This window comes from Phenylobacterium sp. (assembly GCF_041691455.1).
Taxonomy (GTDB): Bacteria; Pseudomonadota; Alphaproteobacteria; order Caulobacterales; family Caulobacteraceae; genus Phenylobacterium.
Map to the genome: position 1 here is coordinate 169,234 of NZ_JBEPUO010000004.1, position 15,167 is coordinate 184,400.

Here is a 15,167-nt window from a genome sequence, read left to right on the forward strand (position 1 = left end):
CAGCTCATCGAGCCGGTGTCCACGCCGGCCTGACGTCGGCGTCCGCCACGCTCTCCGCGAGCTTGTAGAAGAAGCGGTTGAACTTGCCCGCGGCCTCGAAGTCCATCGGCTGGGTCAGGTCGTCCTGCGGACGGTGGTAGCGGACCTGATACCACTCGCGATAGCGCCGCTCCGCCTCGGCCCCGGGCTCGTAGCCGAAGATGAATCCCGTGGCGGGAATGCCGGCCTGCATGAACGGCCAATGGTCGGCGCGCTGCAGTAGGCCGCGCTCCGGCTCCGGATCGTTCTGGATGCGGATGGCCATGGTCGCGGCCACCGCGCGCGCCGTGCGGCCAAGCGTGCTGTCATCGACCGCCAGCTCCGTCAGGATATCCAGCGGGAACAGCGGCCGGAGCTGGTCGAGGTTGATATCGGCGACGATGGCAGCCTTGGGCACGGTCGGATGGTCCACGAACCAGTGGGCGCCCAGGAGGCCCTTCTCCTCGCCCGTGAAGGCCGCGAAGACCACGCTGCGGCGCAACGGCTTGCCTTTGTGCTTGTCGGCGAAGCGGATCAGCGTGCCCACATAGGCCGCGTCGTCGAGCGCGCCGTTATAGAGCCCGTCGCCGTTCACCGGCTCGCCGAAGCCGTAGCCGTCGAGGTGTGCGGAGAGCACCAGGTGCTCGCCTGCCAGCTTCGCGTCGGCGCCGGGCAGGACCGCCATGACGTTCTGGGCCCTATAGTCGCGCTTGCTGAGGTGGAAGTTGGCCACAAGGCGGTTGTGCAGGTCGAAGGCCGGCAGGGGTTGTTTGTCCCCGCCCAGCTTCAGGATTTTGCCGGCATCCTGGCCGGAGTTGGCGACGAGCGCCTTGAATGCCTCGGCGCTGAGCGTCATCACCGGCAGGTTCGGGGCTGCGGGAGGCGGCGATCCGGCGATGGTCACCGTGCGTGCATACGCGGCCGGCCAGCGCGGCGGCTCGATGGTGAAATAGGGATCGTCGACCTGGATCAGGCCCGCCGCCCCCGCGCCCGCGGCCGCCTCGATGCGCTCGCGGGCGCTCGGCAGGCCGGCGCGCTTGGTGTTGAAGCAGACGACGATCTTGCCCTTGGCTTCGGCGAGGTTCGATGGACCACAGTATCCGCGGAACGTCATGGGAGCGTCGAGGCGCCCTGGGAGCTCATCGGTCGGCCGCACCGTGATCTGGTGCAGGAACGCCAGGTGGGTCAGGTTGTCATCGAGGGCCGGCCATACGACCAGGAAGCTCGTGCCCTCCTTTTCCACCCGGCTCTCGTGGACGGGGAAGGTCTGGAAGAATGTCCCGTTGTCCCCTGCGGGTTTCAGTCCCGCCGCCTTGAAGCGCGCCGCGACCACCAGGGCCGCGCGGTGATGGCCGGGCGAGCCGATGTCGCGGCCTTCCATGGCGTCGGACGAGAGCGCCTCGGCGATCTGCCACCAGGCCTTGGTGTCGGGATCCTCGATCCCCGCCGAGCGCGGCGCGGCCCAGGCCCCGCCGGCGGCCAGGGCGGCGAGGAGGAGGGCGGTGAGGGCAGGGCGCAGCCTCACTTGTACTTGTCGAACCAGGCGAGGATCGCGCGCGCCTTGGCCGCCGACTGCGAGGGCCGCTCGGCGAGGCCATGGTGCGAGGCGCCCGGCACGCGGATCAGCGCCGTGGGCACGCCGCGCAGCGACAGCGCGTCATAATACTGCTCAGCCTCCGAGGGCGGGGTGCGGTGGTCTTCCTCCCCGACGACGACCAGGGTCGGGGTCTTCACATTGCCCACCAGCGACAGCGGTGAGCGGGCCCAATAGCCCTGCGGGTCTTCCCACGGCATCTTGCCGAACCAGTAGGCGGCCATGAAGTTGTAGCCGTCCGTGGTCAGCACCTCGCTCGTCCAGTTGATCACCGGCTTCTGGGTCGCGGCGGCCTTGAAGCGGTCGGTCTTGCCGACGATCCAGGCGGTCAGCGCCCCGCCGCCCGAGCCGCCGGTCACATAGAGGTGGCCGGGGTCGACGGAGCCCTTAGCGATGGCGGCGTCGACCATGCTCATCAGGTCGTCGTAGTCGTGGCTCGGGTAGTTGCGGTCGATGGTGTTGGCGAATTCGTCGCCGTAGGAGGTCGAGCCGCGCGGGTTGCCGTAGACCACCACATAGCCCGCCGCGGCGTACTGCTGGACGTCGGTCGAGAAGACCGGGCCATAGGCCGCGAACGGCCCGCCATGGATCTCCAGGATCAGCGGATACTTCTTCGACGGGTCGAAGTTGGGCGGGGTGGCGATCCAGGCGTCGAGCGGCTTCTTGTCGAAGGACGAGACCACGGACACATGCTCGACCTTCGCCAGCGCCTTGCCGGCGAAGAGGTCGTCGTTGAGCCGGGTCAGCCGCTGGGTCTTGCCGCCGCGCACGACGGCCAGATCGGCCGGCGAGGCCGCGTCGCCCACGGTGACGGCCACCAGGCCGGTCTTGCCCACCGAGAAGTCGCCGCCGGTATAGGGCCGGTCGAGGTCGGACGGCACGAGGCCGCTCGCCAGCGTCTCCATCTTCCCGTCGAGGCCGACGCGGGCGACCTTGGTCACGCCCTTCTCGGTGTACTGGACGTAGAGGCTCTTGCTGTCCGCGGCCCAGACCGGCGCGCCGACGCTGTTGTCGAAGTTGCCGGTGACGACGCGGCTGTTCTTGCCGTCGCGGTCCATGACGTAGAGCCGCTGGTTCTCGTAGCCGCGGTGGCGGGCGTCATCGAAACCGACGTAGGCGATCTTCGAGCCGTCCGGCGAGGCGGCCGGCGCCTGGTCGGGGCCGACGCGGTGGGTGAGCTGGGTCAGGGTCCCGTCGCTCAGGGAGGCGGAATAGATCTCGCTCTCCTGCGGGTCGCGCTCCCAGTTGGCCGCCCGGCTGGAGGCGAAGAGCACCGACTTGCCGTCCGGCATGAAGCTGATCGGGCCGCCATCGTCAAAGCGGCCGAAGGTGAGCTGGCGCGGCTGGCCGCCGTCGGCGGAGACCGCGAACAGGTGGCGGAAGCCGGGCTTCAGATAGCCCGCGCCGTCCGCCCGGTAACTGACCCGGTCGATGACCTTGATCGGATCGGCCCATTTGGCGCCTGGCGGCTTGGCGAGCGGCGCGCCGAGCGGCCGGCCCTCGTCGAGCGTCAGCATGGTGAAGACCAGGGTCTTGCCGTCCGGCGACCAGGCGATCTCGTTGGGCGACTGTTCCAGCGTCGCGACCTTGGCCGAGCGGCCGGCGGCCATCCAGCGCACATAGATCTGCGGCCCGCCGGGACCCGCCACGACGTAGGCGAGCCGCGTCCCGTCCGGCGACCAACGCGGCGCGAAGTTCGCGGCGTCATCCACCACCAGCGGCGTCTGGACGCCGGTCACCGGATCGACCAGCCAGATCGAGGGCCGGCCGTTATCGATCATGATGTCCTGGGTCGTGCGCACATAGGCGATCGCGCCGCCGTCGGGCCGGACCTGCGGGTCGCCGGCGGTGCGGATCCCGAAGATGTCGCGGCCCTGGAAGGTCCTCGACGGACCCTCGGCCACCTGGGCCTGAGCCGGCGAGAACGAAGGCGCCGCGCACGAGATCGCGAGCGCGGAAACGAGCAAGGCAAGACGCATGGAAGCTCCCCGAAACTGAAGGCGCCTAGAAAGGCTGCGCCGTAGGGGTTTGTCCAGCGCGCCCGAGACCGCTACATGGCGTCCCATGGCCGAAGCGTTCAACGAAATCTCCCTGCCCGCCGCCAAGGCCGAGCGCTATGCGGCGGTCGCCCAGGAGATCGGCGCGGTGCTCGAGGGTGAGCCCAACCTGATCGCGCGGATGACCACGGTCGCCGCCATGCTGGCCGCGAGCTTCGACCACTACTACTGGACCGGCTTCTACGTGGTCGACACCGACAAGCGCGAGGAGCTGGTCGTGGGCCCCTACCAGGGCACGCTCGGGTGCCTGCGGATCGCCTTCGGCCAGGGAGTCTGCGGGACCGCCGCGCGCAGCCGCCAGACCCAGGTGGTCGAGGACGTGAACGTCTTTCCGGGCCACATCTCCTGCGACAGCCGCTCGGTGAGCGAGATCGTCGTCCCCGTCGTCGACGCCGAGGGCCGGCTGATCGCCGTGTTCGACGTGGATTCCGAGACGCCCGCCGCCTTCGATCGGCTTGACGCGGAATGGCTCGAGCGGATCCTACAGGACAGCTTCGCGCACTAGATGACCGCCGGGGCGCGTGGCCTTGTTTTACCCAGCGGCGCCTTCATACAGTCGTTTTGACGCGCCAAGGAGCGCACCGGTTTTCAAGGGGAGCACGGCCATGGCCGAAGCCTATATCGTAGCTGCGACGCGGACCGCCGGCGGACGCAAGGGCGGACGGGTCCGCGGTTGGCATCCGGCGGACCTGGCCGCCGTGGCGCTGAACGAGCTGATGGACCGCACCGGCGTCGATCCGGCCGCCGTCGAGGACGTGGTCATGGGCTGCGTCATGCAGGTGGGCGAACAGTCCACCAACATCGCCCGCAACGCCGTGCTGGCCTCCAAGCTGCCGGAGAGCGTGCCCGCCACCTCGGTCGACCGTCAGTGCGGCTCCTCCCAGCAGGCCCTGCAGTTCGCGGCGCAGGCGATCATGAGCGGCACCATGGACATCGTCATCGCCTCGGGCGTCGAGAGCATGACGCGGGTGCCCATGGGCCTGTCGGTGGTGCTGCCGGCCAAGGAGGGCTATGGCGTTCCCAAGAGCCCGCGGATGGAGGAACGCTATCCCAACATCCAGTTCAGCCAGTTCATGGGCGCCGAGATGGTGGCCGCCAAGTACGGCCTGACCAAGGATCAGCTCGACGAGTTCGGCTACCACTCCCACCAGCGCGCCATCGCCGCGACCCAGGGCGGGGCCTTCAAGGACGAGATCGTCGCCATCGACGGCCTCGACAAGGAAGGCAATGTCGTCCGCCACGACAGTGACGAGGGCATCCGCTACGACGTCAGCATCGAGGGCATGCGCGCCGTGAAGCTGCTGCAGGAAGGCGGCCAGATCACCGCGGCCACCTCCAGCCAGATCTGCGACGGCGCGTCGGGCGTGATGATCGTCTCGGAGAAGGCGCTGAAGGAGCACAACCTCACGCCGATGGCCCGCATCCACCACCTGTCGCTGCTGGGCCACGACCCGGTGATCATGCTGGAAGCTCCGATCCCGGCAACCGAGCGCGCGCTGAAGCGGGCCGGCATGTCGATCGACGACATCGACCTCTTCGAAGTGAACGAGGCCTTCGCCTCGGTGCCGGTGGCCTGGCTGCAGAAGACCGGCGCCGATCCTGAGCGGCTGAACGTCAACGGCGGCGCCATCGCGCTCGGCCACCCGCTGGGCGCCTCTGGCACCAAGCTGATGACGACGCTGCTCTATGCGCTGAAGGCCCGCGGCAAGAAGTACGGCCTGCAGACCATGTGCGAAGGCGGCGGCATGGCCAACGTCACCATCGTCGAGCGGCTCTAAGGGACCCTCGCCATGGCCGGACGCGTCTTCGCCATCACCGGCGCGTCCGGCATCCTGGGCGCCGCGGTCGCCAAGGCCGCGGCGGAGCAGGGCGCCCGCCTCGGACTGATCGATTTCGCCAAGGCGCCGGCCACGGACGGACCCTCGGGGCCCGACGTGCTGTTCGTGGGCGGCGTCGACCTGACCGACGCCATCGCCGCCGGCGCCGCGATCGATGCGGTGGCGGAGCGCTTCGGTGGGATCGACACGCTGGTCAATGTCGCGGGCGGCTTCAAATGGGAGACGCATGAGGGCGGCGGCTGGGAAACCTGGCACCGCCTGTTCCTGATGAACGTGCAGACTGCGGCCAACGCCAGCCGCGCGGCGATTCCCTACCTCAAGCGCAGCGCCGCCGGCCGCATCGTCAATGTGGGCGCCAACGGAGCGCTCAAGGCCGGGCTCGGCATGGGCGCCTACGCGGCCTCCAAGGCCGGCGTCCACAGCCTGACCCAGGCGCTCTCCGAAGAGCTGAAGGCCGATGGCGTCACCGTCAATGCGGTGCTTCCTTCGATCCTCGACACGCCTGCCAATCGCGCCGACCTTCCCAAGGCCGACTTCTCCGCCTGGGTCCAGCCGGCGGACCTGGCCGCGGTGATGCTGTTCCTGGCCAGCGAAGAGGCCCGCGCGGTCACCGGCGCGCTGATCCCGGTAACGGGACGGGTCTAGCCCCGTCCGCTAAGAGGCGAGGTCGGGGCGGTCCGAGCGGGCGACGCCGAACACCTGACCGCCGGGGACCGCGAAATAGAAGGTCGTCGTCGCCGCGTAGTGAATCTGCGGCAAGCCGGCCTTCAGCACCGCGGCCTCCAAAGCCACGGGATCGGCGCACCTGAGCTCCAGCCAGGCGCCGCGGCGGGCCAGGGCTTCGTCGAGCGCGCCATCGGTGAATTGCACGCTCACCGACCCTCCGCCCGGAAATCTGAACGCCAGAACCGGGCCGGCGGGGTCGTGGGTCGGCAGCACCGTCGCCGGGCCGCATCCCAGCACCTGGGAAAAGCAGGCGACCAGCGCCTCGCGATATTCGGGTTTGGCGAGAAAATGGGCGCGATCGCCAAGCGACGCGGTCGCCCCGGCCGCGCGCGCCCGCGACGCCGATGCGAAGGCCAGGGCCGCGCCGAAGCAGGCCCGGCGGCTGATGCGTGGGGTCATCCAAAATCCTCCGCTGTCGGCCGGAGTTGGCGACAGTCGATGGTCAGACGTCCGGAAGGCCGAGGAATCGACAGGCGTTCACTTCGCGGGCGTCAGGGTCACCACCAGCTCGGCGTCGCGGTCCACGGCCGCGCGGCTGAAGTCCAAGGGCACGTAGGCGCCGGTGGCCCACAGCGGGAAGAGGTCGCGGTAGTGGGGGCTGAAGGGGTCGCCGGACTGGCCTGGGGTGTTGACGGCCCGGGAGTTGTCCCAGGCGCCGACGTCCATCACCAGGCGCACCGAGGCCCCGGCGGTCTGTCCATAGTCCCCCGGCCGGTAGGTCGCCGCCCGCGGGCTCTGGGCCGAGCCTGGGATCTGCAGCGGTCCCGTGGCCATCTGCTCGGCGAGCTGGCGGTCGGCCAGGACCGCGGCGGCGGGCTCGAAGCGGGCGTGATGCAGCCGGCCCCACGACCAGCTCGCCATGTCGGGTCCCAGCCGGTTCCTGAGTTCGGTGACCGTCGCGCCCAGGCTGCCGAGCAGCAGGGCCTCGCGGGTCGGCGCGGCCTCCGACGTTTCCAGATAGGTGACCACCGCGTCGAGGGAGCCTGAGCCCACCAGCACGCGGGCCTTCTCCGGCGTGACGGCCGCCACCACGGTGTGGCCGAGGTGGTTGGTGGTCCAGACCTGATAGATGGCCGCGGCCACGCTGCCGGTCGTCTCGTCGTTGTCCCAGGCCTTCAGCGCCTCGAGCGCCTTGGCGACGGCGTGATCGGGCGAGGAGAGATGGGCGAGCAAGGCGATGGTCCGGCGCGACAGGGCGTCGTGGCTGTCGGTCTGCAGGGCCATGGAGTCGGCGAGTGTCGCCTTGGGCGTGGCGGCCAGCACCTCCTCGATCCGGGTGATCCGCGAACGGTCGGCCCACTCGTAGCTGATCGTGCGGTTGGCCGGATAGTCGGGCGGCAGGTTCATCTGGTTGGCGGTGGCGACGAAGCCGCGCGGCGGGTTGTGCAGCGCCGGGAGCTGGCCCTCCGGCATCATCCCGGCCCACTCATAGCGCCCGTCGCCCGGCACCGGCAGCAGCCCGTCCCAGTTGGGCCGGACCGGCGTCAGCCCGGCGGCCGACCAGCCGATGTCGCCGCTCGTGTCGGCGAAGACCAGGTTCAAGGGCGGCGTGCCCCAGGCTTCCTGGCCGCCCTTGAAGTCGGCCCAGGATTTCGCCCGCCACAGCCGCGAGGAGCCGAAATAGCCCGACGCGCCGGGCAGGTTCCAGACCGTGCGCATCGCGAAGGCGTGGCCGCCTTTTCCAGAATCCGGCGTCTCGTCGATTACCGGGCCGTGGCGAGTGAATTTGAGCGTGACGTCGCGCGGCGCCTCGCCCTTCACGTCAATGGTCTCGTGGACCACCTTCATGGGCTCCAGGCCGCCCTTGTAGCGGTATCGGTCGCCTTGAGTGTCGTAGACGTAGAGGTCCTCCTGATCGATGTAGAAGATGGTCAGGCCCCAGGCCATCTGGCGGTTGTGGCCGAAGGAGACGCCGGGCAGGGCGGGCTCGCCGGCCCCGATGATGTCCAGGTCCGGCGCGTTCAGGTGGGCGATGTAGCGCAGCGACGGCGCACCCACCGCACGGTGCGGATCGTTGGCCAGGATCGGGCGGCCGGTCGCGGTGCGCGACGGCGCAATCACCCAGTTGTTGGAGCCCTCATTCTGGTAGGCGTCGAGGGCCTGCGCGAGCTTCACCTGGGGCGAGGCCTCGGCTTGGCGCCCGCTTTTGGCGAGGACTTCGAAGCTCACCTGCTCGGTGGCGAGGAGGTAGTCTTTCAGCACGTCGGCGGGGACCACGCAGGGGTCGAGGCCGGCCGGGATCTTGGTCTCGTGCGCAGGCTCCAGCTTGCGGCGCAGCTTGTCCGCGCCGACGCCGGCGGCGCAGACCACCTGGGCGCGCATCACCTCGGCGCTGACGTTGGAGACCAGAGCGTGGCTGCGGATGCGCAGGATGTCCTCGGCCGCCCAGGCCTCCGGCTGGCTGGCGGTCAGCTTGAACTCGACGGGCAGCGGTCGCTTGCCGGCTTTCACCTCGGCGACATAGGTGTTCACGCCCGCCGCGAAGGCTTCGACCGCCTCGCGGCCCGACGGGTCATAGGCCGCCCATTCCGCCGCCATGTCGCCGCGATAGAGGAAGAGCCGCGCAGCCCGATCCTGGGCCACGTAGGACGGTCCGAAGCTCGCCGAGAGCCGGCCCAGGCCGCGCTTGCGCCACAGGTCGATCTGCCAGAGCCGGTCGCGGCCGGCGTTGTAGCCCTGCAGGAAGAAGGCGTCGCGCGCGCTGGCCGCGAAGATGTGCGGCACGCCCCAGTGGTCGACCACCATCTGCGCCGGGGCATTGAGGCCGGAAACCGCCCAGGCCTCCCGCTTCACGGCGGTGGAGTCCTGCGCCGCCGCTCCGCCCGCCAGGCCGACGGCGATCGCCGCGCCCGCCAGAACCTTCGCCAATGCCCGCATGTCGGTCCCCGCCCTTGTCCGCGACGAGTTGACGACAGATCGGCGGCTTCGTCCACGCGGCCTTGCGGTTCCCCGCACGTCATCCCCTAGAGTGGGGGCTCAGCCATCAAGGACAGGGAAAACGTCATGATCGGATATGCCACCATCGGCACCAACGACCTCGATCGCGCCAAGACCTTCTACGACGCGGTGCTGGAGCCGCTGGGCGGCCGGCGCACCTTCGCCAACGGCGAGCGGATGCAGTTCTACGGCTCGTCGGCGACGCCCGGCATGATCGCCATCAGCAAGCCCTATGACGAGCAGCCGGCGACCTGGGGCAACGGCAGCATGTTCGGCCTGCCTGCCGCCACCAAGGAACAGGTCGACGCCGCCCACAAGGCCGCGCTCGCCGCCGGCGGGACCTGCGACGGCCCGCCTGGCCAGCGCATGCCGACCTTCTATGGCGCCTATTTCCGCGACCTGGACGGCAACAAGATCTGCGTCTTCAACATGGGCTAACGCTCACTTGGCCGGCGTCGTGCTGACCCGCCAGACGATGCCGCCGACGTCGTCGGCGACCAGCAGGGCGCCGGTCTTGTCGACCACCACGCCCACAGGCCGGCCCTGGATCTTGTCGTGCTTGTCCAGGAAGCCGGTCAGAAAGGCCTGGGGGGCGTTCTGCGGCTTGCCGCCGGCAAACGGGATGAACACCACCCGGTAGCCGTTGAGCGGCTTGCGGTTCCACGACCCGTGTTGGCCGATGAACGCCCCGCCCCTGTAGGACGCCGGGAACTGCGCGCCGGTGTAGAAGGTGAGGCCCAGCGAGGCCGTGTGCGGTCCGAGGCCGAAGTCCGGCGCGATGGCCTTGGCGACCATCCCGGGATTGGCGGGCTTGGCGCGCACATCGACGTTGTGGCCCCAGTAGCTGAACGGCCAGCCATAGAAGGCGCCGTCCTTGACGCTGGTCAGGAAGTCGGGCGGCAGGTCGTTGCCGATCTCGTCGCGTTCGTTGGAGACCGTCCACATCGCGCCTGTCGTGGGCTCGAAGTCGATGCCGTTGGGATTGCGGATGCCCGAGGCGAAGATCCGCGGCTTGGCGGTGGCGATGTCATATTCCCAGATCGCCGCGCGGCCGGTCTCGTTCTCCAGGCCGTTGTCGCCGACGTTCGAGTTGGAGCCGACGGTGGCGTAGAGCTTGGCGCCATCGCGGCTCGCCACGACGTTCTTGGTCCAGTGGTGGTTGATCGGCCCGCCCGGCAGGTCGAACACCTTCTGGCCGGTCCCCGTCTCGGTGGTCTGGCCGTCCGCGTAGGGGAAGCTCACCACGCCGTTATCGTTGGCGACGTAGAGGGTGGGCCCCACCAGCGTCATGCCGAACGGCCGCGTCAGTCCCTGGGCGAACAGCATCCGGCTCTCGGCCACGCCGTCGCCGTCGCTGTCGCGCAGCAGGAAGATCTTGTTGGGGCTGGGCTTCTCAGACCCTACCCGCTTCATCAGCATCTTCTGGAAGAAGCCCTTGATCCCCTGGTTGGACTTGTCGGCGGGAGCCGGCTCCGAGGCCGATTCCGACACCAGGACGTCGCCGTTCGGCAGGACGTAGAGCCAGCGCGGGTGGTCGAGGCCCTCGGCGTAGCGCTTCACGGTGAAACCCGGCGGCGCGGTGGGTGCGCCATCAGCGCCCCATCCCACGACCTTTGGCGTGCCGACGGTCGGGATCAGCGCCTTCTGCACCTTCGGCAGCGGCGGGTTGGGCCCGAAGCCGACCCAGGGATCGGACGAGCCCTTCGGCATGCTGCAGGCGGAAAGCGAGAGCGCGGCGAGGCCGGCGGCGGCGAAGAGGGCGTGGCGTGTCATGAGCGGTCTCCTGTCGCTTCTATAAACCAAGCTTGGCCGCCTGTGTTGCATCGACCCGCGCGTGACGTCGCGGCGCCGTTGCGCGAGGGGCGGAAAGGGGCTCACCTGCTCTCCAGGGAGTGACGACATGGACCTGAACGAAACGCCTGAAATGGCGACGTTCCGCGGCGAGGTGCGCGGGTTCCTGGAGAGCCATCGCGACGCCTATGGGCAAGGCGCGGCGAACGACCTGCTTGCCTGGCAGCGGCTGCTGATCGAGCACGGCTATGCGGCGCGCACCATCCCCAAGGCCTATGGCGGCTATGGCGCCGAGCCCGACATTCTGAAGGGCCGGATCATCGCCGAGGAGTTCATCGCCGCCGGCGCGCCGCGCGGCATGGCCGGGCAGGGCATCTCGATGCTGGTTCCGACCCTGCTGGAGGTCGGCTCCGAGGAACAGAAAACGCGCTGGATCGGGCCCACCCTGCGTGGCGAGATCATCTGGTGCCAGGGCTATTCCGAGCCGGGCGCGGGCTCGGACCTCGCGAACCTGCAGACCAAGGCGGTGGAGGACGGCGAGGACTTCCTGATCTCGGGAAGCAAGATTTGGACGAGCACCGCGGCCCAGGCTCAGATGATGTTCTGCCTGGTTCGCACGGAGCCGCAGGCCGCCAAGCACGAGGGCATCTCCTATGTGCTGATCCCGATGTCGACGCCGGGGATCGAGGTCAGGCCGCTGAAGACCATGACCGGAGCGTCGGAGTTCAACGAGGTGTTCTTCACCGACGTTCGCGTGCCGAAGGATCAGGTGGTCGGCGGGCGCGGGCGGGGTTGGTTCGTGGCCAATACGACGCTGAAGCACGAGCGCGGCATGCTGGGCGATCCCAACGCCACAGAAGCCCGCCTGAATGCCTTGATCGCCTTGATGAAATCCGAGGTTGTCGATGGCCAGAGGGTGATCGACAATCCGATCTTCCGTGATCGGCTGATGCAGCTCCAGGGCCGTGTCTTATCGATGAAATTCAATGGTCTGAGGCTGATAACTTCGCAGCTGGCGCAGGAGCCGGCCGGCTTGGCCGGGCTGATCGTCAAGCTGCAGGGGTGCGAGCTGAACCACCAGCTGGCGGCACTGGCGATCGACGCCCTGGGCGAGCTCGGCATCCTCTATCACGACGGTCCGCACCTGCGCGCCAAGGGCTCCTGGCAGCGCAGCTACATGTTCGACCTCGGCCTGATCATCGGCGGCGGTACGGCGCAGATCCAGAAGAACATCATCTCCGAACGCGGCCTCGGCCTGCCGCGCGAGCCGAAGCCGGCGGTGCTCTGAACCATGGATTTCTCGCTCACCTCCGACCAGAAGATGATGCAGGAAAGCCTGACGCGGACGCTGGCCGAGGCGAGTTCGCTGGACCGCGTGCGCCGGTTCGCCGGCGACCTGAAGGATAGGGGCGACGACGTCTGGAAGGCGCTCGCCGACTTCGGCCTGGCCGGGATCGTCATCCCGGAGGAACACGGCGGGCTCGGCCTGACGCTGCTCGACGCGGCGCTCGCCTCCGAGGCGCTGGGCCGGGCGGTCGCGCCCGTGCCGTTCATGGGCGCGGTGCTGGCCCCGATCGCGCTCATGCGCGGCGGTTCGCCGGAGCAACAGGCCGAGTGGCTGCCAAAGCTGGCGGTCGGCGAGATCCTGGCCGCCGCCGCCATCTCCGAGCCGATCGCCGGGGCGCGGGACGGGGCGGGCGTCACGGCCAAGAGCGGCAAGCTCACCGGCAAGGCGCTGTTTGTGCCGGGCGGTATGGCGGCGGGGCTGCTGGTGGTCGCCGACGGCGCGGGCGGCCTGCACCTCGTCCGTGGCGGCGCCGCCGGTCTGACGCGCTCGCTGATGCCCGGCATCGACGAGACCCGGCGCCTGGCGGAACTCAATTTCGACGGCGTGGCCGCCGAGCCCCTGGGCGGCGGGCCGGAGCTGCTGTCCGCGCTGCGTGACGCCGGCTGGGTGCTGGTGGCCGCCGACACCCTGGGCGCGGCGGAGGTGATGATCGACAAGGCCGTCGACTACGCAAAGGAGCGGCGGCAGTTCGGCCGGGTGATCGGCTCCTTCCAGGCGGTCAAGCATATGTGCGCCGAGATGGCCGCGGAGCTCGAGCCCTGCCGCGCGCTCGTCTGGTACGCCGCCTACGCCTTCGATGCGGTCCCGGCGGAGGCCTCGCTGATGGCCGCCCACGGCAAGGCGCTCACCTCCGAGGTCGGCCGTTTCGTGGCCCGCACCTCGACCGAGGTCCACGGCGGCATGGGGATCACCGACCTGCTGGGCCTGCACTTCTGGTTCAAGCGTATCGGCCTGAACCGCCAGCTGCTCGGCGGTCCGGAGAAGGTCCGCGAGATCGCTGCGAAACTACAGGGCCTCGCGGCCTAGACGTGCACGGGCGGGATGCGCTGGGCCCAGGGCTGGGCGGCTTCCAGCTCATAGGCGAGTTCGAAGAGCATCCGCTCCTGGCCCGCGCGGGCGGCGAACATGGTCCCCACGGGCAGGCCGGCGTCGGTCCAGAAGAGCGGCACGCTCATCGCGGGCGCGCCGGCGATGTTGTGGATCGGGGTGTAGCCGACATATTCGATCAGCCGTGCGACCAGGGTGTCGAAGGGCACGTTGGGCCCGACCTCGCCCAGCAGCGGGGCCGGCGAGGACAGCACCGGCGACAGCACCACGTCGAACTGATGGGCCGGGAACCAGGTGTCGTAGGCGAGCGCATCGGCGTTCAGGCGCTGGACCGCCGCGCCCAGCGCCTGGGGTCCGGCCTTGCGCGCCATCTCGACCATGCCGAGGCTGAAACCCTCCAGGACGTTGAGGTCCGGCGCCTTGCCCATGGCCTTGGCCAGCTGGTCGGCCAGGCCCTTCGCGCCATTGGCCCAGAGCAGCAGGAAGTCCTGGATGAACTGGCCGCCGTCGTATGGCAGGTGGGCGGCCTCGACGTGGTGGCCGAGCCCGGCCACCAGCTTCGCCGCGGCGTCGGTGGCGGCGACCACATCGCCCTGCGGACGGTGGCCCGCGCCGTTCTCCATCAGCACCCCCACCCGCAGGCGCCGCTTGGCCGGGCCGGTGACGACGCCGACCGACGGGAAGCGCGCGCCGCTCGAGGCGTTCTCGGTGAGGGCGAAGAGGGCCGCCGAATCCCGCACGCTGCGCGAGACCACATGCTCGACGCCGAGGTCGCTGATCTGGGTCTCGCCCTCCGTGCCGATCATCCGCCCACGCGACGGCTTCAGGCCGAAGAGCCCGCAGTTGGAGGCGGGGATGCGGATCGAGCCGCCGCCGTCATTGGCGTGGGCCACGGGCACGACGCCCGCCGCCACGGCCGCCGCCGATCCGCCGGAGGAGCCGCCGGACGAGCGCGCCAGGTCCCAGGGGTTGCGGGTCAGGCCCGTCGACACCGGCTCGGTGGTCGGCAGGAAGCCGAACTCCGGCGTCGCCGACTTGCCGATCGTCACCAGGCCCGCCCGGTCGAAGGCGTCGATGTAGGGGGGTTGATGGGTCGCGGGCGGCGCGAGGCGCATGGCCTGGGAGCCGTTGCGGGTCGGCAGGCCCACGTAGTCGTCGAGGTCCTTGATCAGGAACGGAACCCCGCCGAACGGGCCGGCCGGCGTCCCGGCGCGCGCCTTGGCCAGCGCCCGGTCGAAGTCCGAGTTGACGATGATGTTGAGCGTGCCCTGCAGCGCCTCGGCCCGGCGGATGGCGGTCTCGACGGCCTCGGCGGCGCTGAGCTCGCCGCGCCGGATTCGGGCGGCCATCTCGGTGGCGTCCGGCCAGGGCGAAACCGGGGCCGGGGCAGGGGCGGGCTTGCGCGCGGCGCCCAAGGCCTGGCCGGCGGCGAGTGCGAAAGGCGCGGCGGCGAGCGCGCGGCGGGTGATCCTGGTCATCGAAGCCTCCCCCATTTGCGGCCAGCTTGGCCGCGAACGGCCTTGCCGCGCAATGGGGGAGGCGGATGCGCCCTACTTGCCGGCCACGTGCTCGGGTTTCCCCTTGCGCTTGGTGTGGGCCATCTTCTCCAGCTCCTTCTCGGTCATCGACATCATCGATTTCGAGGCGCCCTTGAGCTTGGACTTGGACGTGTCGCCGCGCTTGGCGGCGAGCGCGGCCCCGGCGGCTTTCTGCTGGGCTCCGGACTTGGCGGGCATGGATCGTCCTCCTGGTGGCTGATGAGCGGGAAACATCCGAAGGCGCGCCGGGTTTCACGCGCCCCGTTGCGAGTC

At 69.7% G+C, this 15,167-nt stretch carries 13 protein-coding genes; 6 read left to right on the top strand and 7 right to left on the bottom strand.

Features of this window, described 5'->3' with window-relative positions:
• Positions 1-4: 4 nt before the first annotated feature.
• Both ACESMY_RS08965 and ACESMY_RS08970 read right to left on the bottom strand, forming a co-directional pair.
• Positions 5-1,543, bottom strand: coding sequence for a M28 family peptidase (locus ACESMY_RS08965; RefSeq protein ID WP_372784222.1), 1,539 nt, complete (start codon positions 1,541-1,543; stop codon positions 5-7).
• The gene (locus tag ACESMY_RS08970; protein WP_372784223.1) at positions 1,540-3,591 is read right to left on the bottom strand and encodes a prolyl oligopeptidase family serine peptidase; all 2,052 of its coding nucleotides are present in this window, start codon (positions 3,589-3,591) and stop codon (positions 1,540-1,542) included. Before ACESMY_RS08970 ends, ACESMY_RS08965 begins: the two co-directional genes overlap by 4 nt.
• A gap of 85 nt (positions 3,592-3,676) precedes the next feature.
• On the opposite strand from ACESMY_RS08970, the gene ACESMY_RS08975 reads away from it, so the two are divergent.
• From ACESMY_RS08975 to ACESMY_RS08985, 3 genes are all read left to right on the top strand, one after another.
• Complete coding sequence (locus ACESMY_RS08975) at positions 3,677-4,174, top strand: GAF domain-containing protein (protein ID WP_372784224.1); 498 nt, start codon at positions 3,677-3,679, stop codon at positions 4,172-4,174.
• A gap of 100 nt (positions 4,175-4,274) precedes the next feature.
• The gene (locus tag ACESMY_RS08980; protein WP_372784225.1) at positions 4,275-5,447 is read left to right on the top strand and encodes an acetyl-CoA C-acetyltransferase; all 1,173 of its coding nucleotides are present in this window, start codon (positions 4,275-4,277) and stop codon (positions 5,445-5,447) included.
• Between the two features lie 12 nt (positions 5,448-5,459).
• A complete protein-coding gene (locus tag ACESMY_RS08985) occupies positions 5,460-6,152 on the top strand; it encodes an SDR family oxidoreductase (RefSeq protein WP_372784226.1) in 693 nt (230 codons plus the stop codon).
• A 9-nt stretch (positions 6,153-6,161) separates the two neighbouring features.
• Here the strand turns inward: ACESMY_RS08985 and ACESMY_RS08990 are convergent, their stop codons facing one another.
• The gene (locus ACESMY_RS08990) at positions 6,162-6,632 is read right to left on the bottom strand and encodes a hypothetical protein (protein WP_372784227.1); all 471 of its coding nucleotides are present in this window, start codon (positions 6,630-6,632) and stop codon (positions 6,162-6,164) included.
• Between the two features lie 78 nt (positions 6,633-6,710).
• On the bottom strand, positions 6,711-9,110 hold the full coding sequence (locus ACESMY_RS08995) for a penicillin acylase family protein (RefSeq protein ID WP_372784228.1): 2,400 nt from the start codon (positions 9,108-9,110) through the stop codon (positions 6,711-6,713).
• Positions 9,111-9,236: 126 nt separating this feature from the next.
• Here ACESMY_RS08995 and ACESMY_RS09000 point away from each other — a divergent pair, with 126 nt between their 5' ends.
• Positions 9,237-9,608 carry a VOC family protein gene (locus ACESMY_RS09000; protein WP_372784229.1) on the top strand — a complete coding sequence of 124 codons (372 nt, stop codon included), beginning with the start codon at positions 9,237-9,239 and terminating at the stop codon, positions 9,606-9,608.
• Between the two features lie 3 nt (positions 9,609-9,611).
• On the opposite strand, the gene ACESMY_RS09005 is transcribed toward ACESMY_RS09000, so the two are convergent.
• Positions 9,612-10,943 (bottom strand): sorbosone dehydrogenase family protein, encoded by a 1,332-nt coding sequence (locus ACESMY_RS09005; RefSeq protein ID WP_372784230.1) that lies wholly within the window; start codon positions 10,941-10,943, stop codon positions 9,612-9,614.
• A gap of 127 nt (positions 10,944-11,070) precedes the next feature.
• Here ACESMY_RS09005 and ACESMY_RS09010 point away from each other — a divergent pair, with 127 nt between their 5' ends.
• Together ACESMY_RS09010 and ACESMY_RS09015 are read left to right on the top strand one after the other, a co-directional pair.
• Entirely contained in the window at positions 11,071-12,249 is a 1,179-nt protein-coding gene (locus ACESMY_RS09010) for an acyl-CoA dehydrogenase family protein (RefSeq protein WP_372784231.1), read from the top strand.
• 3 nt (positions 12,250-12,252) lie between these two features.
• Positions 12,253-13,335 carry an acyl-CoA dehydrogenase family protein gene (locus ACESMY_RS09015; RefSeq protein ID WP_372784232.1) on the top strand — a complete coding sequence of 361 codons (1,083 nt, stop codon included), beginning with the start codon at positions 12,253-12,255 and terminating at the stop codon, positions 13,333-13,335.
• Here the strand turns inward: ACESMY_RS09015 and ACESMY_RS09020 are convergent.
• A complete protein-coding gene (locus ACESMY_RS09020; protein WP_372784233.1) occupies positions 13,332-14,834 on the bottom strand; it encodes an amidase in 1,503 nt (500 codons plus the stop codon). The two genes, ACESMY_RS09015 and ACESMY_RS09020, sit on opposite strands and share 4 nt — an antisense overlap.
• Positions 14,835-14,906: 72 nt before the next feature.
• On the bottom strand, positions 14,907-15,092 hold the full coding sequence (locus tag ACESMY_RS09025; RefSeq protein WP_372784234.1) for a DUF3008 family protein: 186 nt from the start codon (positions 15,090-15,092) through the stop codon (positions 14,907-14,909).
• Positions 15,093-15,167 lie beyond the last annotated feature (75 nt).